The sequence below is a fragment of the Streptomyces sp. Tu 2975 genome, assembly GCF_009832925.1.
In the GTDB taxonomy this organism is placed as follows: Bacteria; Actinomycetota; Actinomycetes; order Streptomycetales; family Streptomycetaceae; genus Streptomyces.
Window position 1 is genome coordinate 2,684,134 of sequence record NZ_CP047140.1, and the last position, 23,645, is coordinate 2,707,778.

Consider the following 23,645-nt stretch of genomic DNA (forward strand, 5'->3'; position numbering starts at 1 on the left):
AATCCGGGACACTTTGCGCATTCGTGGTGTACCCGGGGAAAGGACGCGATGCCCATGTCGGAGGCTGCATCCACCCGGACTCCGCTCGGTCTGCTTCCCTCACTCGCCCCACTGCTGCGCCAATGGCTGCCCGAACAGCGCTGGTTCGCGGGCAAGGGGTACGCGGTCGGAGGCTTCTCACTCGTCTCCGCGACGGAGCTGCTGCCCCTGAACGGGCCCGGCCCCGGGCTGCTGCACCTGCTCGTGCGGGTCACACAGCGGGACGTGCCCGTGCGGTCGTCCGCAGACTGCTACCAACTGCTCATCGGCGTGCGCGAGACCCTGCCGCCGCCGATGGCACCCGCGTTGATCGGCCATCTCACCGACGGACCGCTCGCCGGGCGGACCGTGTACGAGGGGACCCGGGACCCGCGGCTCGCCGCGCTCCTGCTGGAACGGCTGCGCACACCGGGCCTGCTCGGGCCGCTGCGCTTCGAGCGGTTCGACGGCGCGCCCGCTCTGCCGGCCCAGCTGCCCGCACGGCCGCTGGACGCGGAACAGTCCAACTCGTCCCTGGTCTACGGCGACGCGTACATCCTCAAGCTGTTCCGCCGTATCCACCCGGGGCCCAATCCCGACCTCGAGCTGCCGCTCGCCCTCGCCCGGGCGGGCTGCGGGCGGGTGCCGGCACCGGTCGCCTGGTACGGGACGAACTCGCCGGAACCTTTCACCCTCGGCGTTCTCCAGCCGTTCCTGCCGGGCTCCCGCGACGGCTGGGTGCTCGCGCTGGAGGCACTGGCCGCCGACCGCTCCTTCCAGGGCGAGGCCCGTGAGCTGGGCCGGGTGACCGCCGAGGTGCACACGGCGCTCGCCGACACCCTGCCGACGGTGAAGCTCGGAGGCCCGCAGACCGAGCGGCTGGCGGCGGCGATGGTCCGGCGGCTGGAGACGGCCGCACAGTCGGTGCCCGCGCTGGTGCCGTACGTGCCGCGGCTCCGCGCCGCCTTCGACGCGGTGGCCACGCTCGGCGGCCGCGGGCGCACCTGGGCCGCCCAACGGGTGCACGGGGACCTGCATCTCGGCCAGATACTGCGAGGCCCGAAGGACACTCCATGGTCCGTCATCGACTTCGAGGGCGAACCGGCCAGGCCGCTCACCGAACGGTGCCGTCCGCAGCCCGCCGTGCGCGATGTGGCGGGCATGCTCCGCTCCTTCGACTACGCGGCCCGTACGCACCGCCCCTGGAACCCGGCGTGGGCGGAGCGATGCCGTGCGGCGTACTGCGACGGCTACGCCGAGGCCGGCGGCGACGACCCGCGCGAGGAGCCGGAACTGCTCCGTGCCTACGAGACCGACAAGGCCGTCTACGAAGTCGTCTACGAGGCCAGACACCGGCCGGACTGGCTGCCCGTGCCGATGGCCGCGATCGAGCGCCTTGCCGCACTCGACTGACCTGCACCGCTTCCCCCACCGACGCATCTGCCGCCCTAGGAGGCCGAATCCGTGACCGCCCGACCGTCGTCCCGCAAGCCCTCGGGACCGGAAGTCCCGCACCAGCCGACCGAGACGCACAGCGCAGAGACCGGACCCGGGCCGGCCGAGCCGGGCGCGGTGCGCGGCACGGAGAGGACGAGGTCCGGCTCCGGCCGTGCCCGTGGTTCCGCGGCCGTCCCCGTCACGCCGCCCTCCGGTGACGAGCCGTCCGTGACCGGGGCCCCGCAGCCGGCCGAGACCGGCTCCACCGCCCCGGAGGGCTCCTCGCCGGCCGGGAACGAGGCGGCGGGGACGGCCGACGCCGGGGCAGGTTCCGTGCCGCCCGGTGCCGGGGCCCGCCCGGCTCGCTCCGGCGGCAGGGCCGCACGCGCGAACACCGCCGAAGCGGCGGATCCGGAGACGGCGGCCGGGTCCGTGACCGTCACCACCGAGGTGGACGCGGCCGTACCCCAGCCGGCGGGCTCGAGCGGGACCGCGGCCCGGCCCGCACGGGCGGCGCGTGCCCGGGCCGGGGCCCCCAAGGCGGCGGGTGCCGGGACCGCACCGGCCGGGTCCGCCCGTGCCAGGGCGGGCACCACCCGCACGAAGAGCACCCGGACCGGCGGGACGGACGTCCCTGCCGCCGACACTCCCGCAGCGACCCAGGCCGCAGGGGCCGGGACCGCCGCAACGAGGGCTGCGGCGACCGGCGGCGGCGCGGCCGGGACGACAGCCGGGGCCACCGCCCGGTCGGCGTCCGCCGGTTCCGGCGACCAGGCCGGTCCCGGCGCCGCGTCCGCCGCCCAGGGCGGGTCCGCGTCCGGTCCTGGCAAAGCGGCCCGTGCCAAGCCGGCCGGCGCTCCCCGGCCGCGCGACGGGCGAGGGGTCCGCGCGGCGAAGCCGCTCGGCGACGACGACCGGGGCCGGCTCCTCAGCGGCGGCCATCACGACCCGCACGCCCTGCTCGGCGCCCGCTCGGTGCGCGGCGGCGTCGAGCTGCGCGTGCTGCGTCCGCACGCCCTGTCCGTGACCGTCCTCGCCAAGGGCCTGCGGACCGAGCTGAACAACGACGGCGACGGCCTCTTCTCCGGCGTCCTCCCCCTGCGGACGACCCCGGACTACCGGCTGCTCGTCACCTACGAAGGCCACGAGGACGGCTTCGAGGTCGAGGACCCGTACCGCTTCCTTCCCGCACTCGGCGAGCTCGACCTGCATCTGATCGGCGAGGGCAGGCACGAGGAGCTGTGGCGGGCGCTGGGCGCGCATCCGATGACGCACCAGGGCGTCACCGGCACCCGGTTCACCGTCTGGGCGCCCAACGCCCGGGGCGTCCGTGTGGTCGGCGACTTCAATTTCTGGGACGGTTCCGGCTTCCCCATGCGCTCGCTCGGCGCGACCGGTGTGTGGGAGCTGTTCCTGCCCGGTATCGGCGACGGCGCGCTCTACAAGTTCGAGATCATGCGCCCGGACGGCTCGTACACCCAGCGGGCCGACCCGATGGCCCGGCGCACGGAGGTACCGCCCGCCAACGCCTCGATCGTGACCGAGTCGCACCACGAATGGGGTGACCAGGAGTGGATGACGCGCCGCGGCGAGGTGCCCGTCCACGAGGCGCCGCTGTCCGTCTACGAGGTGCACCTCCCCTCTTGGCGCCCGGGACTGACCTACCGCCAGCTCGCCGTGCAGCTTCCGAAGTACGTGAAGGACCTCGGCTTCACGCACGTGGAGTTCATGCCGGTGGCCGAGCATCCCTTCGGCGGCTCATGGGGCTACCAGGTCACCGGCTTCTACGCCCCGACGTCGCGTATGGGCACCCCGGACGACTTCCGGCATCTGGTGGACAGCCTGCACCGGGCGGGCATCGGCGTGCTGGTGGACTGGGTGCCGGCGCACTTCCCGCGGGACGACTGGGCGCTGGCCGAGTTCGACGGACGCCCCTTGTACGAGCACAGCGACCCGGCACGGGCGGCGCACCCCGACTGGGGCACCCTCGAGTTCGACTACGGGCGCAAGGAGGTCCGCAACTTCCTGGTGGCCAACGCGACCTACTGGTGCGAGGAGTTCCACATCGACGGCCTGCGGGTCGACGCGGTCGCCTCGATGCTCTACCTCGACTACTCCCGCGAGGACGGCGAATGGTCGCCGAACGTGCACGGCGGCAGGGAGAACCTGGACGCGGTCGCCTTCCTCCAGGAGATGAACGCGACCGTGTACCGCCGCTGCCCCGGCGTGGTCACCGTCGCGGAGGAGTCCACCGCCTGGGACGGCGTCACCCGGGCCACCCACCACGTGGGCCACGACGGCTTCGGCGGGCTCGGCTTCGGCCTGAAGTGGAACATGGGCTGGATGCACGACTCGCTGGGCTACGTCGAGCACGAACCGGTGCACCGCAAGTTCCACCACAACGAGATGACGTTCTCGATGGTGTACGCCTACAGCGAGAACTACGTCCTGCCGATCTCGCACGACGAGGTCGTGCACGGCAAGCGGGCACTGGTCAGCAAGATGCCCGGCGACTGGTGGCAGCAGCGGGCCAACCACCGCGCCTATCTGGGCTTCATGTGGGCCCACCCCGGCAAGCAGCTCCTGTTCATGGGGCAGGAGTTCGCCCAGGGCGCCGAGTGGTCCGAGGGCCACGGCCCCGACTGGTGGCTGCTCGACCCGTCCTACGCGGCGGAGCCCGACCACCGCGGCGTGCGTGACCTCGTGCGTGAGCTGAACACCGTGTACGGCAAGGCTCCGGCGCTGTGGCAGCGGGACACCGTGCCGGAGGGCTTCGCATGGGTGGACGGCGGGGCGTGGGAGGACAACGTCTTCGCCTTCCTGCGCTTCGACAAGCACGGCTCGCCGCTGCTCGCGGTGAGCAACTTCTCGCCGGTGGTGCGGCACGGCTACCGGCTGGGCGTCCCCGAGACGGTCACCGCCTGGGCGGAGGTCCTCAACACCGACGAGGAGCGCTTCGGCGGCTCCGGCGTCCTCAACGCGGACCCGATGAAGGCGGAGCAGGTCGAGTCCCACGGTCGCCGTACGTCGATCGCCCCGACCCTGCCGCCGCTGGCGACGGTCTGGTTCCGTCCGGCCTGAGCCCCGCCGGAGCAGACGCGCGGCGGCCGCGGTCACCTTCACGGTGACCGCGGCCGTCGCGCGTTCCTGGCGACCGCTGCCGCTCGCCCGCGACGTCGGCGGCGGTTCAGGCCGCGGCGGTTCCGCGCCGGCCGCTGGTGCGCACCACTCCCAGTCGCTGCGTCGCCCTGGTGTACGCCACGTAGAGGTCGTTCACACCCTGCGCGGAAGCGGAACGGATGAGGTCCGGTTCCACCACGATCACGGTGTCGAACTCCAGGCCCTTGGCGGCCCTCGGGTCGAGCAGGACCACGGGCCGCGTGAGATCGGGCTCGCCGGTGGCGGACACGTCCGGAACCGCGTCCGCGATCGCGGCGTGCAGAGCGGTGGGGGCGATCACCGCGATCCGGCCCTCGCGCGGCGCGTCGGCCACCCGGACGGCGACGGTGGTGGCGAGCTCCGCCGGGCCAACGGTCACCTCCCACGGTTCGACCCCGGTCGAACGCACCGAACGAGGCGGTTCGAACCCCGGGTCCTTGCTGCGCCGGACCTCCGCGGCGAGGGCCATGATCTCCGCCGGCGTCCGGTAGTTGACGCCCAGCCGGGTGTGCTCGAAGCGGTCGCCGACGTACGGCTCGAGGATCTCCTGCCACGACTCGCAGCCGGCCGCGTCGCCGGTCTGGGCGGGGTCGCCGACCAGCGTCATCGACCGGGTCGGGCAGCGACGCATCAGCAGCCGCCACGCCATCTGCGAGAGCTCCTGCGCCTCGTCGACGATGATGTGCCCGAACGCCCAGGTCCGGTCGGCGGCGGCCCGCTCCGCGGCACTGCGGTGGTCCGCCTCCTCCTGGCGTTCGGCCATCCGCTCGGCGTCGATGATGTCGTGCGCGGCGAGGACCTCCGAGTCCTCGTCGTCCTTGTCCTCGAACTCGTACGTCCGCGAGGCGTAGGAGACCTCGAGCACGCCCTGCGCGTAGGCGATCTGCCGCGCGCGCTCGGCCTCGGCACGGGCGAGGGCCGCGGAGTCGTCCTCGCCCAGGAGTTCGGCGGCCTCGTCCAGCAACGGCACGTCGGCCGGGGTCCACGGGCCCGTCGCTCGCCTGAGGAGTGCGGCCTCTTCCGCCGGCAGATGGACCGGCTCCGCGAGGAAGTCCGCCAGGAACTCCTGCGGCGTGAGCGGCGGCCACAGCGTGGCGATCGCGGCATGGACGTCGGAGCTGGCGGCGACGGCCTTTCCGAGCTGCGCGATGTCGTCGGGACCGAGGAAGTTGGGTCCTCCGTACGGGTCGGCGCCGATACGGTCCGCGAGTTGGGTGGTCAGGTCGTCGATGATCCGGAACACGAAGTGGGGGCGGGCGAGATTGTGCGGCAGCCCCGTCTCGCGGGCCTTGTGCCGTGCCTCGACGGCCATGCCCCAGTCGATGACGAGGTCGCCGTCGTCGTGCGGCACGACGAGCGGCTCGTCCTTGTCGGGCACCTGCTGACGGTCGCGTACCGCCTCTGCCAGCACGTCCGCCATGTCCGCGCGGCCCTTGACGGCCGCGGCGGCGGGGCTGTCGGTCCCGGTGGCGTGCACCCCGGGGAAGAGCTCGCCGACCGTCGACAGCAGCACACCGGTCTCACCGAGAGAGGGCAGTACCTCCCCGATGTAGCCGAGGAAGGCAGGATTCGGTCCGACAATCAGCACCGCGCGCTTGGAGAGCTGTTCCCGGTGCGCGTACAGCAGATAGGCGGCCCGGTGGAGGGCGACCGCCGTCTTGCCGGTTCCCGGTCCGCCCTCCACGACGAGGACACCGCGCTGCGGCGCCCGGATGATCCGGTCCTGCTCGGCCTGGATGGTCGACACGATGTCGCCCATCCGACCGGTGCGGGCGCTGCCCAGCGCGGCGAGCAGCACCTCGTCGGCGTCGTGGGACTCGTAGCCCGTGCGGGTGGTGTCGGCGAGGTCCATGATCTCGTCGTGCAGCGCGGTGACCATCCGCCCCTGCGTGGTGATGTGCCGCCGTCGGCGCAGTCCCATCGGCTCGTGACCGGTGGCGAGATAGAACGGGCGCGCGACGGGGGCCCGCCAGTCGATCAGCAGAGGAGTGCGTTCCGCATCGTCACGGCGGATTCCGGTCCGCCCGATGTGGTGGGTGACTCCGTCGCGCCGGTCGATGCGGCCGAATACCAGACCGGTGTCGGCGGCATTCAGGGCCGCCAGCGACGCGGAATGCTCGACGACGCCGATGTCCCGCTCGACCCGCGCCTGCCTGCCCGTCCCCACCTGCGCGATCGTGGCGTTCAGGGCGGCTTCGGCCTCGTCGCGGAGCTGGTCGAGCCGCTCGTGCACGAGAGAGACGAATTGCTGTTCCCGCCGCAATTCCTCGGTTGACAATTCAGCTCCTGACGCGGTAAGGTACGTTTATTGAACTACTCCGTCCCAGTGATGAATCTCTTGGACGGAAACATTAAATATACCCAGGAAAATACCCCGGCCGTCAATTCGGTCGGGTTTTTTGTTGCCGTCGGCGGAGCGGCCGCGCTCTTGTGCGGATCGGCTCGGGACCCGTGACGGCGCGGGAACTCGCGGCCGACACGGTGACCGTCACCGTCGGCAGGTTGCGCCTCGAGCTGGGCGGCCCGCCGGTCGTCACGACGACGCCGGGGGTGGGTCATCGCATCGCCGACGCTCCGCCGGACCCACGGCTGTCAGTGGTGGGCCGTAGCGTTCATGGCAGTGGGAGCAGGCGGTGCACGGACCGCCGGTTCGGTCCTGGGGAGGGGTCTGCCATGTCTGCAACGACGTACCTGGAGCTGTCGCAGGACGGTGGAGGCGCGCACAAGTTCTACGAGGTCACCGTGGAGGGGACCGTCGTCTCGGTGCGCTACGGCCGGATCGGCGCCGCCGGCCAGCTCCAGACCTCCACCTTCCCCACCGGCGAGAAGGCACAGGCCGCCGCAGCGAGGAAGATCGGCGAGAAGGTCCGCAAGGGCTACGCGCCTGCCGTCCAAGGCCGGCGCTCGCCCCGGCCGGTGACTCGTCGCCAGGTTGCGTCGGCGCCGTCCACGGCCCGTTCGACCGCCCCGGTGCTCTGGCGGTTCCGCACGGGCTCGTCGGCGTTCGGCATCCACATCGACGAGGACCGCTGCTGGGTGGGCAATCAGGCGGGCGACGTGTACACCCTCAGCCACACCGGCGAGGTGCTCGCCCGCTACTCCCTGCCGGACGGCGTCAAGTGCCTGGTGGCGGACGACTTCTGGATCTACGCCGGTTGTGACGACGGCAAGGTGTACGACCTGTCGTCGAAGCTGCCCTTCGCCGCCTACGACATCGCCGCGGACGTCGACATCTTCTGGCTCGACATCCGGGAAGGCGTCCTCAACGTCTCCGCCGCCGACGGAGGACTGACCGTCATCGACCACGAGGACGAGTACCAGTGGTCGCGCCGTTCCGCGGGCGACCAGGCGTGGATGGTCCGCGCGGACGAGCACGCGGTCTACCACGGCCACCGCCGGGGAGTCACGGCGTACGCACCGGACGGCGGCCGGGAGTTGTGGCACACCCCGACGCAGGGCGGCGTGCTCTTCGGCTGGCAGGAGGACGCCTCGGTGTACGCCGGCACCGCCAGGAACGTGGTGCAGAAGCTCGGCAAGCACACCGGCGCCGTCGAGGCGACGTACCGGTGCGACACCGCCGTCTACTCGTGCGCGGCCTCGCCCGACGGGCGCCATGTCTTCGCCGGTGACTCCTCGTCGTCCGTGTACTGCTTCGACGCCGACGGCACCCGCCTGTGGAAGCTGGGCACCGGCGGCGGTTCCGCGTTGTCGATGCAGTACCGGGACGAGAAGCTCTACATGGTCACCACCGACGGCTCCCTGGTGTGCATGGACGCCGGCGAGAGTGCCGTGGGCGCCGCCCAGCGCGGCACGGTACCCGTCGCGAGGGACGTGAAGTCCGCGGCGGCGCTCCCCACTTACACGCCTCCGGCCTCGCTGTCGGCGGTGGCGACGATCTCCGAGCCGCCGAGCACGGGCGTCGTGGTCGAGTGTGTGCGCACCGGCGGCAAGCTCCGCGTCCACGTCGTCTCGAACGGCTTCGAGCCGTCGTGGAACGTGCAGTTCCCGCGCGACATACGGGAGGCCGGAGCGCGGTACGTGGTGGACGCGCTGCACCCCGCGCAGGGCGGCTTCTACCGCGTGCGGGGTGAGATCCGCCGCCTCGTCTGAGGCGCCGCCGCTGCCGCCGTCGACGTCACGCTCGGCGGAGCGCGTCCTCAAGCTCCTGGAGAAGGCGGCGCTTGGGGCGTGCGCCGACCATGGATTTCACGGGTTCACCCCCGTCGAAGACCATCAGCGTCGGCATCGACAGCACGCCGTAGCGGACCACCGTCTCCGGATTGGTGTCGGCATCGATCTGCAGCACCTTCAGCCGGCCGGCCTCCTCGCGTGCGACCGCGGTCAGCACCGGTGCGAGCTGACGGCACGGGCCGCACCAGTCCGCGGTGAACTCCACGAGAACCGGACGGTCCGCGCCGAGCACTTCGGTGTCGAAATCCGTGTCCGTCACCGCGGACACGCCCTCTGCCTGGATCATTCGTCAGCCTCCGAATTCGCATTGTGGGTCCGGGCCCTCGGGCAACTGCGCCTCCGCCCGCAACAACTGCTCACCGACCTGCGCCCGCACCGACCGCAGTTGCTCGATCAGCGTGTCCAGCTCGGCGAGCTTGGCCCGGTAGACGGCGAGCGAGGCGGGGCAGGAGTCACCGGCCGGATGGCCGGCGCGCAGGCACTCGACGAACGGCCTCGTCTCCTCGAGGCCGAACCCGAAGTCCTGAAGGGTCCGGATCTGCCGGACCAGCCGCAGGTCGCCGTCGTCGTACGTGCGGTAGCCGTTCACCGCGCGCCGTGCGGGCAGCAGCCCGCGGGACTCGTAGTAGCGCAGGGTCCGGGTGGTGGTGCCGGCCCGCTCCGCAAGCTCGCCGATTCGCATGTCGGAGACCGTAATCCTTGACGCCGACGTCAAGGCAACGCCTGGCGTACGACGACTGCCGGAAACGGAAAGCGGCGTGTGCCGGACCCAAGGGGGGAAGAGGGTCCGGCACACGCCTGGAAGGAAGGTCCGCGGGTGGTCAGACCTTCACAGGCTCACGCTCGTCGTCCCGGGGGGCCGGGACGTCCGCGTGGCCGCTGTCGCCGTGCGGCGCGTGGTCGTCGACGAGGGTCTTCTCGTCGAACGGGACCTTGCCGGCCAGCACCTGGGCGGCCCGCTCCTTGTCGATCTCCTTCGTCCACGTGCCGACCAGGACCGTCGCCACCGCGTTGCCGGCGAAGTTCGTCAGGGCGCGCGCCTCGCTCATGAAGCGGTCGATGCCGACGATCAGGCCCACACCGTCGACCAGCTCGGGCCGGTGCGACTGCAGGCCGCCGGCCAGCGTGGCGAGACCCGCTCCGGTGACGCCCGCGGCGCCCTTCGAGGCGATGATCATGAAGACCAGCAGCGAGATCTGCTCGGAGGCGCTCAGCGGCGCACCCGTCGCGTTGGCGATGAACAGCGAGGCCATCGTCAGGTAGATCGCGGTGCCGTCGAGGTTGAAGGAGTAGCCGGTCGGAACGGTGATGCCGACCACCGGCTTGCTCACGCCCATGTGCTCCATCTTCGCGATGAGACGCGGCAGCGCGGACTCGGAGGACGAGGTGGAGAGGATCAGCAGGAACTCACGGCCCAGGTACTTGAGCAGCGAGAAGAGGTTGATCCCGGCGATCAGGCGGAGCAGCAGGCCCAGCACCACGAAGACGAACACGGCGCAGGTGACGTAGAAGCCGATCATGATGACGGCGAGAGACTTCAGGGCGTCCAGACCGGTCTCGCCGACGACCGCGGCGATGGCACCGAAGGCACCGACGGGCGCGGCCCACATGATCATGGCGAGGATGCGGAAGACCAGGCGCTGGATGTGTCCGATGCCGCGCAGCACGGGCTCCCCGGCCGAGCCCATGGCCTGCAGCGCGAAGCCCGCCAGCAGGGCGACGAGCAGCGTCTGCAGCACCTCGCCCTCGGTGAAGGCGGAGACCAGCGTGGTGGGGATGATGCCGAGCAGGAAGTCGGCGGTGCTCTCGCTCGCGCCGGAGGCCTGCTTGGCGCCGGCCTCACGGGCGGCGTCGGTGAGGTGCAGGCCGGCGCCCGGGTCGAGCAGGTTGCCGACGAGCAGACCGATGGCGAGGGCGACGGTCGACATGACGAGGAAGTAGCCGAGTGCGAGACCGCCGACGGCGCCGACCTTGGCGGCCTTGCGGACCGAGCCGATGCCCAGCACGATCGTGCAGAAGATCACCGGCGAGATCATCATCTTGATGAGGTTCACGAACCCGGTGCCGATGGGCTTGAGCTCGACGGCCACCCCCGGGGCGGCGAAACCGACGATGATGCCGAGCACCACCGCGCCGATGACTGCCAGATACAGATAATGGGTACGGTCCCGCTTGCCTGCGGCTGTAGTGGCCACGGGGGTGCCTCCTCGTTCGAATGTTCGTCCACGTCCCGATGGATCTCAGCGACTATCCATCAGGCTGTGACACCGGTCACCCTTGCGTTCGTTTCGTTCATACAAATCCGGCCAGGCAGACTGGCGGCATGCGCATCCCCCGTCCCCGCAGCCTGGCGGCCCAGCTCTTCGCGATGCAGGTCGTGCTGGTCGCCGCGATCGTGGCGGGCTGCGCGCTCTTCGCCTACCTCACCGACCGGTCGCAGGCGGAGGACAGCGCGCGCCTGCAGTCCCGGGCCACCGCGGCAGCGGCCGCGCGCTCCCCCTCGGTCTCGGAGGCCGTACGGTCCAAGGACCCGTCGGCGTTCCTCCAGCCGTACGCGGAGGGCCTGCGCAAGGACGCCGGCATGGACTTCGTCGTGATCATGGACCCCCAGGGGCGGCGCTGGACGCATCCCGAGCCGGACCGGATCGGACGTACGTATCTCGGCCACATCGAGCCGGCGCTGGACGGTCGGGTCTACAGCGAGCAGTACGTCGGGACGCTCGGCCTGTCGGTGCGCACGGTGGCCCCGGTGTACGACGGCGGGCGGGTCGTCGCCCTCGTCAGCGCGGGCATCACCGTCGAGGAGATCACCGAGCAGGTGCGTGACCAGGTCACGGCGCTGCTCGCGATGGCCGGTGCGGCGTTGGTGCTCGGCGGGGCCGGCACGTATGTCGTCAACGCCCGGCTGCGGCGGCACACCCACGGGATGAACGCGGCGGAGCTCGGCCGCATGCACGACTACCACGAGGCCGCGCTGCACGCCGTACGCGAAGGCCTCGTCATGCTCGACGGCGGCCGCCGGATCGCGCTCGCGAACGACGGGGCGCGTGAGCTGCTCGGGCTCGGCGAGGACGCGGTGGGCCGGCATGTCGCGGACCTCGGCCTTCCGCGGCCGCTGACCGGAGCACTGCTGGCCTCCGAGCCGCGGGTGGACGAGCTCCATCTCTCCGCGGACCGGGTCGTCGTCGTCAACAGCCGGCCGGTGGTGGGCGGGGAGCAGCGCGGCACCGTCGTCACCCTGCGCGACCACACCGAGCTCCAGGCCCTCTCCGGTGAACTGGACTCCGAGCGGGGCTTCACCCAGGCCCTGCGGTCCCAGGCCCACGAGGCCGCCAACCGGCTCCACACGGTCGTGTCGCTGATCGAACTCGGCCGGGCGGACGAGGCGATCGTCTTCGCCACGGCCGAGCTGGAACTGGCCCAGGCCCTCACCGACCGCGTCGTCGACGCGGTCGGCGAACCCGTGCTGGCGGCGCTGCTGCTCGGCAAGGCCGCGCAGGCCAACGAGCGCGGCGTGGAGCTGGCCCTCGCGGAGGACAGCCGCATCGACGACGGCGTCATCCCACGCTCGCTCCCGTCCCGCGACCTGGTGACGATCCTGGGCAACCTGATCGACAACGCCGTGGACGCGGCGTCGGAGACGGGCACGGGCGCACCGGCGGCGGCCCCGCCCCTGACTTCCGCACCCCGCTCGCCCGAAGCGCCGGACGAGGCACCGGACGCGGACGCGGCCACCGCCCCGCCCGTGACCGCCGCGCCCCCTGCCTCAGCGGTCGTGCCGGACCCGCCCGCGCCCGTCGACAGCGCGGCCGTAGTGGGCCCGGCGGTGGCGCTGCCCGCCGCCCGCACGGCGGGCGAGTCACCGGCCCGCGCCGTACGCGCGCGGGTCACCGTGACCGCCCGGGTGGAGGACGGTGAACTGCTGCTGTGTGTCGGTGACACCGGCGCCGGTGTCGACCCGGACGACGCCGCCGAGGTGTTCCGGCGCGGCTGGTCCACCCACGGCGCGGGCCGCGGCCTCGGTCTCGCGCTCGTGCAGCAGGCGGTGCACCGCGGCCGTGGCACCATCGTGCTGGCCCAGGGCCCGGACGGCGGCGCGGAGTTCACCGTGCGGCTGCCGCTGCATCCCGCGGAGGTACCCGCGTGACCATCAGAGTTCTCGTGGTCGAGGACGACCCCGTCGCCGCCGACGCGCACGCCCTCTACGTAGGACGGGTCGCCGGGTTCAAGGTCGCCGGGATCGCCCATTCCCGGGCCGAGGCCGTACGCGCCCTGGAGCGCACCGACGTGGACCTGCTGCTGCTGGACCTGTATCTGCCCGACGGTCACGGTCTGGCGCTCGTACGGTCGCTGCGCGCGGCCGGCCACTCCGCCGACGTCATCGCCGTCACCTCTGCCCGCGATCTGGCGATCGTCCGCGAGGGTGTGTCGCTCGGTGTCGTGCAGTACGTCCTCAAGCCGTTCACGTTCGCCACGCTCCGCGACCGGCTCACCCGTTACGCGGAGTTCCGCGCCTCCGCCGGCGAGGCGAGCGGCCAGGACGAGGTGGACCGGGCGCTCGCGACCCTGCGCACGCCCCGCGTCACCACGTCCCTCCCCAAGGGCCTCAGTGGTCCCACCCTGGAAGCGGTCACGCGGACCCTGCGCGAGTCGGCGGAAGGGCTCACCGCCACGGAGGCGGCCGCGGCCGTCGGCATCTCGCGGATCACCGCGCGCCGCTATCTGGAGCACCTCGTCACCGCCGGCCGGGCCGACCGCGCCCCCCAGTACGGGCAGATCGGCCGCCCCGAGCTCCAGTACCGCTGGATCAGCACCGTCCGCTGAGCACCGTCGATTCCCGTGTTCCGCACGGGGATTGCTTTTGTCAACTGACCGGTCATACGGTCACCGGGCAGCAGCCCACGCGCCCCGCAGCACGCTTGCGGCAGCAAGCGGACCGCAGTCCTGCCCGGCGCCCCCGGCTCCGAGGAGGTCGTGCCCGTGCGCCCCACCGCCCCACTGGCCCTCACCATCGCTGTCACTGCCCTCGCGGCGACGCTCACCGCCTGCGGCAGCGGGTCCGGCGACGACCCGGACACCGTGGAGGTCGTATACAACCGGTCCACGGACAACAAGATCCGCTTCAAGGACGCCTATCTGGAGGCGGCGAAGCGGCAGTTCGAGAAGGAGAACCCGGGCAAGAAGGTCGAGCTCGTCCCGATCCAGGCTCCGGACAACGACTACGCCACCAAGGCCCAGCAGATGATGCGTTCCCCGAAGACCGCGCCCGACCTGGTCTACGAGGACACTTTCCGCATCAACTCCGACATCAAGGCCGGATACTTGAAACCGCTCGACGACCGGCTCGCCGGCTGGGACCAGTGGGATCAGTTCGTCGACACGGCGAAGGCCGCCGCCAAGGCCGAGGACGGAAAGACGTACGGCGTCCCGGACGGCACGGACACCCGTGGCCTGTGGTTCAACAAGGAGATCTTCGCGAAGGCGGGTCTTCCGGCCGACTGGCAGCCGAAGAACTGGGCGGAGATCCTCGACGCCGCCCGCACCGTCAAGGAGAAGGTCCCCGGCGTCGTCCCGCTCAACGTCTACACCGGCAAGGGCCCCGGCGAGGCGGCCGTCATGCAGGGCTTCGAGATGCTGCTGTACGGCACGGGCGAGGACCCGCTCTACGATTCGGCCGCAAGGAAGTGGGTGACCGGAGGGCAGGGCTTCAAGGACGCCCTCGACTTCGTCGGCACGGTCTACGAGGACAAGCTCGGACCGGACGTCTCCGACGCGCTCGACCCCAATGTGGGCACCCGCGTCGCCACCGAGTGGTTCCCCGAGGGGAAGCTCGCGATCTCGCTCGACGGCTCGTGGATGGGCCAGAACTGGATCAACAAGGGCCCCAAGGAGTGGCCCGAGTGGAGCCAGAAGCTCGGCCGGGCGCCGATGCCCACGCAGCACGGCCAGGCGCCGGGCAAGGTGTCGATGTCGGGCGGCTGGGCATGGTCGATCCCGGCGAAGGCCGAGAACCCCGACCTCGCCTTCGAGTTCGTGAAAACGCTGCAGACCAGGCAGAACGCCACAGAGTGGTGCGTCGTCGGCGCGCAGATCGCCGTGCGCAAGGACGTGGCGTCCGATCCGCGTTATCTGAAATCCATGCCGGGCATCGAGTTCTTCACCGGCCTCGTCCAGTACACGCACTACCGGCCCGCACTGCCCGTGTATCCACAGGTCTCGACGGCGATCGGCGAGGCGATGGAGCAGGTGACCACCGGGGACTCCTCCGCGGCGGACGCGGCGAAGGCGTACGACGAACAACTGAAGACCATCACCGACGGCGCCGTCGTCGCCAAGTGAGCGACCGGTGAGCGCCTCCCGAACGGGATGGTGGCGGTGGGTACCGCTCGCCCCCGCCACCATCCTGCTGCTTCTGTTCCTCGCCGGCCCGATCGGCTACTGCGTCTGGATCGCCTTCACCGACACCCAGCTCACGGGCAAGGCAGGGGCCGCGTTCGTCGGGCTGGACAACTTCCGCCGTGCCTTCGCCGACGACGACTTCCGCAACGCGGTCCTGCTGACCCTCGTCTTCACCTTCGTGTCCGCGATCGTCGGCCAGAACACCCTGGGCCTGGCCCTCGCCGGGCTGATGCGTGCCGCGTCCCGCCCCGTGCGGACGCTCACGGGCACGCTGGTGATCACCGCCTGGGTGCTGCCCGAGATCGTGGCGGCGTTCCTCCTCTACACCTTCTTCCGGCGCGAGGGGACGCTGAACGCGATCCTCGACTGGCTGCATCTTCCGTCGCAGAACTGGCTGTTCACCCTGCCCATCCTGGCCGTGTCCTTCGCCAACGTGTGGCGCGGCACCGCGTTCTCGATGCTCATCTACTCCGCTGCGCTGTCCGAGATCCCGCGTGAGGTGACAGAGGCCGCCGAGGTCGACGGGGCGTCCGGTCCGCGGCGCGTCCTGTACATCACCCTGCCGATGATCCGGCGCTCCATCGGCACGAACCTGATGCTGAACACCCTCTCGACCCTGTCCGTCTTCGGCCTGATCTGGGCGATGACCCGCGGCGGGCCGGGCAACCGCAGTCAGACACTGCCGGTGTTCATGTACGACCAGGCGTTCCTCAAGTCGTTGATCGGCTACGGCACGGCGGTGGCGCTGCTGCTGTTGCTGGTGGGTTCGCTGTTCTCGGTCGTCTATCTGCGGCTGATGAAGGTGGATCCGTGATGCGCCGCGCGACCCGGGTGCGCCTCGCCGCCGATACCGCGCTGCTGCTGACCGCGGCGGCGTTCGCGGTGCCGCTGCTGTGGCTGGTCCTCGCCGCCGTGGACGCGGAGGCGGATCTGCGGCTGCGGGTTCCCTCGTCGGTCACGGCCGGCAACTTCGACGCGGTACTCACCGACGAGATCACGTTCACGCCGATGCTCAACAGTCTGCTGCTGTGCGGTGGCGCGACGGTGGTCTCCGTGGTGTGCGCGGCGCTGGCCGCCTATCCGCTTTCCCGGCACCGGTCGCGCTGGGGCCGCTCGTACCTGCTGACCATCCTGTTCACGACCTGTCTGCCGATCACGGCGATCATGGTCCCGGTGTACGGCCTGTTCGTGCAGGTGGATCTGATCGACACGATGTACGGCACGGCGCTGTTCCTGGCCACCGCGCAACTTCCCTTCGCCGTCTGGCTGATGAAGAACTTCATGGACGGCGTCCCGGTGGTGCTGGAGGAGGCCGCGTGGACGGACGGGGCGTCGAACCTGCAGACCCTGACGCGGGTGGTGCTGCCCTTGATGGGTCCCGGCGTGGCGGTGGTGACGATCTACACCTTCATCATGCTCTGGGGGAACTTCTTCGTCCCCTTCATGCTGCTGCTGAGCCCCGAGCAACTGCCCGCGTCCGTCTCGATCTTCACGTTCTTCGGCAACTACGGCTCGGTCGTCTACGGGCAGCTCGCGGCGTTCTCGATGCTGTACTCGGCGCCGGTGCTGGTGCTGTACATCCTGATCTCCCGCAAGCTGGGCGGCGGCTTCGCCTTGGGCGGTGCGGTCAAGGGGTGACCAGCACGCCACGGCCGCCGCGCCCGGCGGCACGGTACGCTCCCGGTGCCGCAGAACCGCCCGGTAACCGCTGTGCCCCACGCCCCACCGGTCCGGCCATGGCCGGACCGACGGTACGGATGCGTGATCAGGTCGGAGCTTTCGACAAGCCGTGGCTTTGGGTGTACGCACCGTAGTCAGCGGACGACGACCACCCCTAGGTTGTGCGCGTGCAGCACAACCCCTCCCCTCCGTTCAACGCCCCCGCCGCGCGCCGACTGCGCGAGGCCCTGGGCATGGCCCCGGGTCATGTGGCGTACGGGCTGCGGGCCCAGTACGGGCTGCCGGTCACCCCCGAGACCGTGACGGCTTGGGAGCGGGGGCTCGCCGTGCCCGGCACCCGGGAGCTGACCGCGCTGGCCGGCGTGCTGTGGTGCTCCGCCGGCGAGCTCCTCTCCACCGCGACGAGCCTGCGCGAACACCGGATCGCCCGCGGTCTCGCGCCCGACGAGCTGGCCCGGCGGCTCGGCATGGACGCCTCCGCCTATCTGCGGATGGAGGAGTCGGGCAGATGGCGGGGCAACGAACGGCAGACCACGGCCCTCGCCGGGGCGCTCGGCCTGGCGCCGCGCGAACTGCTCGCCGCGACCGGCCGCGACAAGGAGCTGGCCGAGCTGTTGCGGGACGCGGTGACCTCGCGGTGGCAGGCGTACGTGCGCCCGGTGGGCAAGATGCTGCCGCTGGAACGCGGCCACCTCCAGGACGTCCTCCAGCAGCTGCACGCCGACTACCAGTCCCGGATGGTGGCCACCCTGAGCTGGGGCGCGGCCGTTGACGACACGGGCGAGCCGGGCCGAGAGTTCCTCGACCGGATCGTGGACCACTTCTGGGAGCTGGCCCGCGGCCCTGGGCATTAGGAGCGCCCATGCCTCGGATCGAACGAGAACAGCTGGCCCCCTCCGTCGTCGGTGCAGACGAGCTGCCGGATGTCGGCGCCCTTCTTCTCACGGTCGGCGGCTTCCACACCGGCACACAGGCCGCTGTGGACCGGGCGGAGCCGGTAGCCGCGTACGGGCTTGCCCACCGGTTCCACGCGGACGGCCTCCGCCGGGCCGCGTTTGCCGCACTCCTGGTCCTCCACCGGGGCGCCGGCCTCGGTGGACTTCTCCTGGACGCCGGTGCAGCCCCGGCCGAAGGTGGTGTGGAAGGTCTCGAGCCGCCAGTCGGTCCCGAGCCGTTTCAGGGAGAACCTGGGGACGGAGTCCGGCGAGCACGGCTGCTGGTGGAGCTGGCCGTTCTGCCCGCCTTGTTCCGCGAGGCACAGCCCGGAGTCCACGGCCCGGATCTGTACCGGCCCGACGGCGGGCCCGCTCACCGCGGACGGCTCGTCGTCCGCCTCCGTGTCGCCGCCGAAGTGCAGCACGGCCGCGGTGACCGACGCGGCGATCACGACGGCCGCCGCCGCCGGCAGCCGGGACCGCCGTCGGGGGCCGGAGGGCGCAGGTTCCGGCTCGTCCGTCCGCGAGGTCGTGCCGGGTAGGAGCGACACCCCGTCCGCCGCGGAAAGCGCCGCCTGGTCGCCGGCACGCGGTTCGCGTCCGGACTCCGTGAAGGCCGGCGCCGGTCCACCGTCTCCCGCGTCCGTCGCTTCCGACACCGCCATGGCCGGCCGTTCGCGGCGGGTCAGCTCCTTGCGTACCCGCAGCCACGCATCGAGTTCGCCGGGCCCCGCCCCGCAGGCCCGCACGAACGCGGCGACGAGTTCCTCGCGCGGAAGCGTGGTGCGGGCGAGCATGTTGGCGACGGTGGAACGCGGCAGCACGTCCCGACCGCCTCCACACGGGACGTCAACTCCCGGTAGGTCAGGCCCGAGCGGTCCTTGAGCGCCTGCAACGCAGCGACGAACTCGGCCGGGTCGCGTACCAGCCCCGGATCCGGGGCACCGCTCCCGGCGAAGTCCATCCGCTGCTCCCCCTCTGCCGCCCACCTGCTGGGACAAGGTGGGACACGTTCCGGACAGGGAACAGCCTTGCGAGCGGCGGCGGGTCACTCAAGAGTGGTCTTCGCCAACCACCGGCGGGGGAACGCCGAGCGGCCTTGATCGCCACGGGGGGACGATCAAGACCGCTCGGCCGGGGCGAATCCTCAGAAGACGGACTCGGCCTCGAACATCCGGTTCTCGGGGACGGTCTTGAGCCGGGTGACCGCGTGCGCCAGCGGCACCATCTTCACGTCCGTGCCACGCAAAGCGGTCATCATGCCGAACTCGCCCCGGTGCGCGGCCTCCACCGCGTGCCATCCGAAGCGGGTCGCGAGCACCCTGTCGTACGCCGTGGGCGTGCCGCCTCGCTGAACGTGGCCGAGAATGACCGGCTTGGCCTCCTTGCCGAGCCGGCGCTCCAGCTCGGCGGCGAGCCGGTTGCCGATGCCTTGGAAACGCTCGTGGCCGAACTGGTCGATCTCGCCCTTCGCGTACTCCATGGAGCCCTCGGCGGGGTGCGCGCCCTCCGCGACGCAGATCACCGCGAACTTCTTGCCGCGGGCGAAGCGCTCCTCGACCATCTTGACGAGGTCGTCCACCTCGAAGGGCCGCTCGGGCAGGCAGATGCCGTGCGCGCCGCCGGCCATGCCCGACTCGAGGGCGATCCACCCGGCGTGCCGGCCCATGACCTCGACGACCATGACCCGCTGGTGCGACTCGGCGGTGGTCTTCAGTCGGTCGATGGCCTCCGTGGCGACCATGACGGCGGTGTCGAAGCCGAAGGTGCGGTCGGTGGAGGAGATGTCGTTGTCGATGGTCTTCGGGACGCCGACGACGGGCATCCCCGCCTCGGACAGCATCCTGGAGGCGGTGAGCGTCCCCTCGCCGCCGATCGGGATGAGCGCGTCGATGCCGTACTGCTTCGCCAACTCCGCCGCGTTCTCCGCCGCTTCGCGCAGCCGGCCGCGCTCGAGGCGGGCCGAGCCGAGGATCGTGCCGCCGCGCGCGAGGATGCCACTGACGGCGTTGAGGTCGAGGGGACGGTAGTGGCCGTCGAGGAGACCCTTGAATCCGTCCTCGAAACCGATGACTTCGTCGCCGTGACCCGTCATGGCACGGTGCACGACCGACCGGATCACTGCGTTCAGACCCGGGCAGTCTCCGCCTGCGGTGAGCACTCCGATGCGCATCGTGCTGTGTCTCCTGCTCGTCAGTGGTCCTTGTGAGCCCACATCCGATTGTCCCACGGGCGGGGGAACGCCCGCGCTCCCTGCTACTCCGCGCCGCTGGCGGCCGCAGGCGCCGCCCTTCCCGCCCGGCGGGCGCCTTAGCCACCCCCGGAGGTATTGTCAAGAGGGCATTGCCGCCCCGAGCGGCCTTTCGGCGCGCCCGGTCCCGCCGTCCGTACGGCGGAGCACCGGGCGGGCCGGCGAAGCGGCGGGGGCCGGGGTTCGCCCCGTATCGCACCCATGGACTTGGACGGGAGAGTACGCGTGGCGCGCAGCGTTTACGTGACCGGGATCGACCGCGGAGACGGCCGACAGGTGGTCGAGCTGGGGGTCATGGAGCTCCTCACCCGCCAGGTGGACCGGGTGGGCGTCTTCCGCCCCCTCGTGCACGACGGCCCCGACCGGCTCTTCGAGCTGCTGCGGGCGCGCTACCGGCTCTCCCAGGACCCCGCCTCGGTCTACGGCATGGACTACGACGAGGCGGCCGCGCTCCAGGCGGAACAAGGTACGGACGAGCTGGTCTCGCGTCTGGTCGAGCGCTTCCTGGCGGTGGCCAGGGAGTACGAGGTGGTCCTCGTCCTCGGCACCGACTACGCGGGCACCCAGCTTCCCGACGAGCTGGCGCTCAACGCCCGGCTCGCCAACGAGTTCGGCGCCTCCCTGATCGCGGTGGTGGGTGGCAAGGGCCAGACCCCGGAGTCCGTACGGGCGGAGACACGCAACGCCTTCCGCGCCTACGAGGGCCTCGGCTGCAACGTCCTCGCCATGGTCGCCAACCGGGTCGCCCCCGACGAGCGGGCGGGCATAGCCGAGCGGCTCGCGGCCCGCCTCCCCGTGCCCTGCTACGTGCTCCCCGACGAGCCCGCGCTCGCCGCCCCCACGGTCGCCCAGATCACGCACGCGCTGGGCGGCACGGTCCTCCTCGGCGACGACTCGGGGCTCGCCCGCGACGCCCTCGACTTCGTCTTCGGCGGTGCGATGCTGCCGAGCTTCCTGCCCGCCCTGACCCCGGGTTGCCTGGTCGTCACCCCCGGCGACCGTGCCGACCTGGTGGTGGGCGCCCTCGCCGCCCACTCCGCGGGCACGCCGCCCATCGCGGGGTTGCTGCTGACGCTGAACGAGCGCCCCAGCGAGGAGATCCTGACCCTCGCGGCCCGCCTCGCGCCCGGCACCCCGGTCGTCTCCGTGAGGGGGAACAGCTTCCCGACCGCGGCGGAACTGTTCGCGATGGAGGGCAAGTTGAACGCCTCCACGCCGCGCAAGGCGGAGACCGCGATCGGTCTCTTCGAGCGTCATGTGGACACCGGCGACCTGCTGGCCAGGCTCGCGGTGGCCCGCAGCGGCCGGGTCACCCCGATGATGTTCGAACACGAACTCCTGGAGCAGGCCCGTGCCCACCGCCGCCGGGTGGTGCTGCCGGAGGGCACGGAGGAGCGGGTACTGCGCGCGGCCGACGTCCTTCTCCGCCGGGACGTGTGCGACCTGACCCTCCTCGGCGACACCGAGGTCATCCGCAAGAAGGCCGCCGACCTCGGCATCGACCTCTCGGCCGCCCAGCTGATCGACCCGCACACCTCCGAACTGCGTCAGCCCTTCGCCGAGCGGTACGCACAGCTGCGCGCCCACAAGGGCGTGACGGTCGAGCTGGCGTACGACGTGGTGGCGGACGTGAACTACTTCGGCACGCTCATGGTGGACAAGGGCCTGGCCGACGGCATGGTGTCGGGTTCCGTGCACTCCACGGCGGCCACCATCCGCCCGGCCTTCGAGATCATCAAAACAAAGGGCGACGGGAGGGCGAAGCCGAAGGCGTCGATCGTCTCGTCGGTGTTCTTCATGTGCCTGGCCGACGAGGTCCTCGTCTACGGCGACTGTGCGATCAACCCGGATCCGGACGCGGAGCAGCTCGCCGACATCGCGGTGCAGTCCGCCGCGACGGCCGCCCGCTTCGGCGTGGAGCCGCGGATCGCGATGCTGTCGTACTCCACCGGGACCTCGGGCTCCGGAGCCGACGTGGACAAGGTCCGCGAGGCGACGAAGCTGGTGCGCGCGTCGCGTCCGGACCTGCACGTCGAGGGCCCCATCCAGTACGACGCCGCCGTCGAGCCCTCCGTCGCCGCCACCAAGCTGCCTGACTCCGAGGTCGCCGGCCGGGCGACGGTCCTGATCTTCCCGGACCTGAACACCGGCAACAACACCTACAAGGCCGTGCAGCGCTCGGCGGGCGCCGTCGCGGTCGGACCGGTGCTCCAGGGCCTGCGCAAGCCGGTCAACGACCTGTCGCGCGGCGCTCTGGTCAGCGACATCGTCAACACGGTCGCGATCACCGCCATCCAGTCCCAGGCCCAGGAGCTCCCCGCATGACCGCCCCGCAGTCCCCCACGCGCGTCCTCGTCCTCAACTCCGGCTCGTCGTCGCTGAAGTACCAGTTGCTCGACATGAGCGACGCGTCCCGGCTGGCGGTCGGTCTGGTGGAGAGGATCGGCGAGGCGACCTCGCGGCTGGTGCACACGCCCCTCGAGGGCGGCGGTGAGCGGCGCGAGCGCACGGGCCCCATCGCGGACCACGACGCGGCGCTCAAGGCGGTGTCCGAGGAACTCGCACAGGACGGGCTCGGACTGGACTCCCCCGCCCTCGCCGCGATCGGCCATCGGGTGGTGCACGGCGGTCTGAAGTTCCACGCCCCGACCGTGATCACCGAGGAAGTGATCACAGAGGTGGAGCGCCTCGTCCCGGTCGCGCCGCTGCACAACCCGGCGAACATCACCGGCATCCGCACGGCCCGGGCGCTGCGCCCGGACCTCCCGCAGGTCGCCGTCTTCGACACCGCCTTCCACACGACGATGCCGGAGGCGGCCGCCCGGTACGCCATCGACGTCGAGACCGCGGACGCGCACCGTATCCGCCGCTACGGCTTCCACGGCACCTCGCACGCCTATGTCTCGCGGGCCACCGCGGCGCTGCTCGGCAAGGACCCGTCCGAGGTGAACGTCATCGTGCTGCACCTGGGCAACGGCGCCTCCGCTTCCGCGGTGGCCGGTGGCAGATGTGTGGAGACCTCGATGGGGCTGACCCCCTTGGAAGGTCTCGTGATGGGTACGCGCTCCGGTGACATCGACCCGGCGGTGACCTTCCACCTGAAGCGCGTCGCCGGCATGAGCACCGACGAGATCGACGCACTGCTCAACAAGAAGAGCGGTCTGGTGGGCCTGTGCGGGGACAACGACATGAGGGAGATCCGCCGGCGGATCGACGAGGGCGACGAGCGGGCGCGGCTGGCGTTCGACATCTACGTCCACCGGCTGAAGAAGTACATCGGCGCGTACTACGCGGTGCTCGGGCGGGTGGACGCGGTGGCGTTCACGGCGGGTGTCGGCGAGAACGCCGCCCCCGTGCGAGAGGCTGCCCTCGCGGGTCTGGAGGAGATGGGCCTCGTGGTGGACGCCGGGCTGAACGCCGCCCGGTCGGACACGGCGCGGCTGATCTCGCCGGAGTACGCACGGGTGGCGGTCGCCGTCGTGCCGACGGACGAGGAGCTCGAGATCGCGCGACAGACCTTCGAGCTGGTGACGGGAGACGTGAAGAAGGGGGTGCCCGAGAGCCCGACAGCCTGA

Annotated in this window: 17 protein-coding genes; 11 read left to right on the forward strand and 6 right to left on the reverse strand. The window is 71.4% G+C overall.

Annotated elements, in window-relative coordinates; translation table 11 throughout:
* Nucleotides 1–54 precede the first annotated feature (54 nt).
* Together GLX30_RS11555 and glgB are read left to right on the forward strand one after the other, a co-directional pair.
* Nucleotides 55–1,431 (forward strand): phosphotransferase, encoded by a 1,377-nt coding sequence (locus GLX30_RS11555; RefSeq protein ID WP_159686971.1) that lies wholly within the window; start codon nucleotides 55–57, stop codon nucleotides 1,429–1,431.
* Between the two features lie 51 nt (nucleotides 1,432–1,482).
* Nucleotides 1,483–4,536, forward strand: a complete 3,054-nt coding sequence (gene glgB / locus GLX30_RS11560; protein ID WP_244258112.1) for a 1,4-alpha-glucan branching enzyme — start codon at nucleotides 1,483–1,485, stop codon at nucleotides 4,534–4,536.
* Nucleotides 4,537–4,642: 106 nt separating this feature from the next.
* Here the strand turns inward: glgB and GLX30_RS11565 are convergent, their stop codons facing one another.
* Nucleotides 4,643–6,892 carry a UvrD-helicase domain-containing protein gene (locus tag GLX30_RS11565; protein ID WP_159686974.1) on the reverse strand — a complete coding sequence of 750 codons (2,250 nt, stop codon included), beginning with the start codon at nucleotides 6,890–6,892 and terminating at the stop codon, nucleotides 4,643–4,645.
* A gap of 395 nt (nucleotides 6,893–7,287) precedes the next feature.
* On the opposite strand from GLX30_RS11565, the gene GLX30_RS11570 reads away from it, so the two are divergent.
* On the forward strand, nucleotides 7,288–8,724 hold the full coding sequence (locus tag GLX30_RS11570; RefSeq protein ID WP_159686976.1) for a WGR domain-containing protein: 1,437 nt from the start codon (nucleotides 7,288–7,290) through the stop codon (nucleotides 8,722–8,724).
* 25 nt (nucleotides 8,725–8,749) lie between these two features.
* Here the strand turns inward: GLX30_RS11570 and trxA are convergent, their stop codons facing one another.
* The 3 genes from trxA to GLX30_RS11585 form a co-directional block, all read right to left on the reverse strand.
* Nucleotides 8,750–9,091, reverse strand: coding sequence for a thioredoxin (gene trxA, locus GLX30_RS11575; protein WP_159686979.1), 342 nt, complete (start codon nucleotides 9,089–9,091; stop codon nucleotides 8,750–8,752).
* Nucleotides 9,092–9,094: 3 nt separating this feature from the next.
* Complete coding sequence (locus tag GLX30_RS11580) at nucleotides 9,095–9,487, reverse strand: MerR family transcriptional regulator (protein ID WP_159686982.1); 393 nt, start codon at nucleotides 9,485–9,487, stop codon at nucleotides 9,095–9,097.
* Nucleotides 9,488–9,626: 139 nt separating this feature from the next.
* Nucleotides 9,627–11,000: a cation:dicarboxylase symporter family transporter gene (locus GLX30_RS11585; protein ID WP_159686984.1), complete on the reverse strand. Its 1,374-nt coding sequence runs from the start codon at nucleotides 10,998–11,000 to the stop codon at nucleotides 9,627–9,629.
* 128 nt (nucleotides 11,001–11,128) lie between these two features.
* Here GLX30_RS11585 and GLX30_RS11590 point away from each other — a divergent pair, with 128 nt between their 5' ends.
* The 6 genes from GLX30_RS11590 (at nucleotide 11,129) to GLX30_RS11615 (ending at nucleotide 17,738) form a co-directional block, all read left to right on the forward strand.
* Nucleotides 11,129–12,952, forward strand: coding sequence for an ATP-binding protein (locus GLX30_RS11590; protein ID WP_159686987.1), 1,824 nt, complete (start codon nucleotides 11,129–11,131; stop codon nucleotides 12,950–12,952).
* On the forward strand, nucleotides 12,949–13,629 hold the full coding sequence (locus GLX30_RS11595; protein WP_159686990.1) for a response regulator: 681 nt from the start codon (nucleotides 12,949–12,951) through the stop codon (nucleotides 13,627–13,629). The genes GLX30_RS11590 and GLX30_RS11595 overlap by 4 nt, the downstream gene beginning before the upstream one ends.
* 156 nt (nucleotides 13,630–13,785) lie before the next feature.
* Nucleotides 13,786–15,144 carry an ABC transporter substrate-binding protein gene (locus GLX30_RS11600; RefSeq protein WP_167306815.1) on the forward strand — a complete coding sequence of 453 codons (1,359 nt, stop codon included), beginning with the start codon at nucleotides 13,786–13,788 and terminating at the stop codon, nucleotides 15,142–15,144.
* Between the two features lie 7 nt (nucleotides 15,145–15,151).
* Entirely contained in the window at nucleotides 15,152–16,018 is an 867-nt protein-coding gene (locus GLX30_RS11605; protein WP_159686996.1) for a sugar ABC transporter permease, read from the forward strand.
* Nucleotides 16,018–16,842, forward strand: a complete 825-nt coding sequence (locus GLX30_RS11610) for a carbohydrate ABC transporter permease (RefSeq protein ID WP_159686998.1) — start codon at nucleotides 16,018–16,020, stop codon at nucleotides 16,840–16,842. The genes GLX30_RS11605 and GLX30_RS11610 overlap by 1 nt, the downstream gene beginning before the upstream one ends.
* Nucleotides 16,843–17,117: 275 nt before the next feature.
* Complete coding sequence (locus GLX30_RS11615) at nucleotides 17,118–17,738, forward strand: helix-turn-helix transcriptional regulator (protein ID WP_167306910.1); 621 nt, start codon at nucleotides 17,118–17,120, stop codon at nucleotides 17,736–17,738.
* Here GLX30_RS11615 and GLX30_RS11620 read toward each other — a convergent pair.
* Together GLX30_RS11620 and GLX30_RS11625 are read right to left on the reverse strand one after the other, a co-directional pair.
* Nucleotides 17,735–18,643 (reverse strand): hypothetical protein, encoded by a 909-nt coding sequence (locus GLX30_RS11620; RefSeq protein WP_159687003.1) that lies wholly within the window; start codon nucleotides 18,641–18,643, stop codon nucleotides 17,735–17,737. The two genes, GLX30_RS11615 and GLX30_RS11620, sit on opposite strands and share 4 nt — an antisense overlap.
* A gap of 323 nt (nucleotides 18,644–18,966) precedes the next feature.
* Entirely contained in the window at nucleotides 18,967–19,992 is a 1,026-nt protein-coding gene (locus GLX30_RS11625) for an ATP-dependent 6-phosphofructokinase (protein ID WP_159687006.1), read from the reverse strand.
* Between the two features lie 303 nt (nucleotides 19,993–20,295).
* Between GLX30_RS11625 and pta the strand changes: the two genes are divergently transcribed.
* Both pta and GLX30_RS11635 read left to right on the forward strand, forming a co-directional pair.
* Nucleotides 20,296–22,395, forward strand: coding sequence for a phosphate acetyltransferase (gene pta, locus GLX30_RS11630; protein ID WP_159687009.1), 2,100 nt, complete (start codon nucleotides 20,296–20,298; stop codon nucleotides 22,393–22,395).
* On the forward strand, nucleotides 22,392–23,645 hold the full coding sequence (locus GLX30_RS11635; protein ID WP_159687012.1) for an acetate kinase: 1,254 nt from the start codon (nucleotides 22,392–22,394) through the stop codon (nucleotides 23,643–23,645). Before pta ends, GLX30_RS11635 begins: the two co-directional genes overlap by 4 nt.

Excerpts from the sequence above, each read along its gene's own strand:
- GLX30_RS11590 (WP_159686987.1), top strand. The coding sequence starts at position 11,129 with ATGCGCATCCCCCGTCCCCGCAGCCTGGCGGCCCAGCTCTTCGCGATG.
- trxA (WP_159686979.1), bottom strand. The coding sequence starts at position 9,091 with ATGATCCAGGCAGAGGGCGTGTCCGCGGTGACGGACACGGATTTCGAC.
- GLX30_RS11555 (WP_159686971.1), top strand. The coding sequence starts at position 55 with ATGTCGGAGGCTGCATCCACCCGGACTCCGCTCGGTCTGCTTCCCTCA.
- GLX30_RS11615 (WP_167306910.1), top strand. The coding sequence starts at position 17,118 with ATGGCCCCGGGTCATGTGGCGTACGGGCTGCGGGCCCAGTACGGGCTG.
- GLX30_RS11635 (WP_159687012.1), top strand. The coding sequence starts at position 22,392 with ATGACCGCCCCGCAGTCCCCCACGCGCGTCCTCGTCCTCAACTCCGGC.
- GLX30_RS11625 (WP_159687006.1), bottom strand. The coding sequence starts at position 19,992 with ATGCGCATCGGAGTGCTCACCGCAGGCGGAGACTGCCCGGGTCTGAAC.
- GLX30_RS11570 (WP_159686976.1), top strand. The coding sequence starts at position 7,288 with ATGTCTGCAACGACGTACCTGGAGCTGTCGCAGGACGGTGGAGGCGCG.
- GLX30_RS11610 (WP_159686998.1), top strand. The coding sequence starts at position 16,018 with ATGCGCCGCGCGACCCGGGTGCGCCTCGCCGCCGATACCGCGCTGCTG.
- GLX30_RS11580 (WP_159686982.1), bottom strand. The coding sequence starts at position 9,487 with ATGCGAATCGGCGAGCTTGCGGAGCGGGCCGGCACCACCACCCGGACC.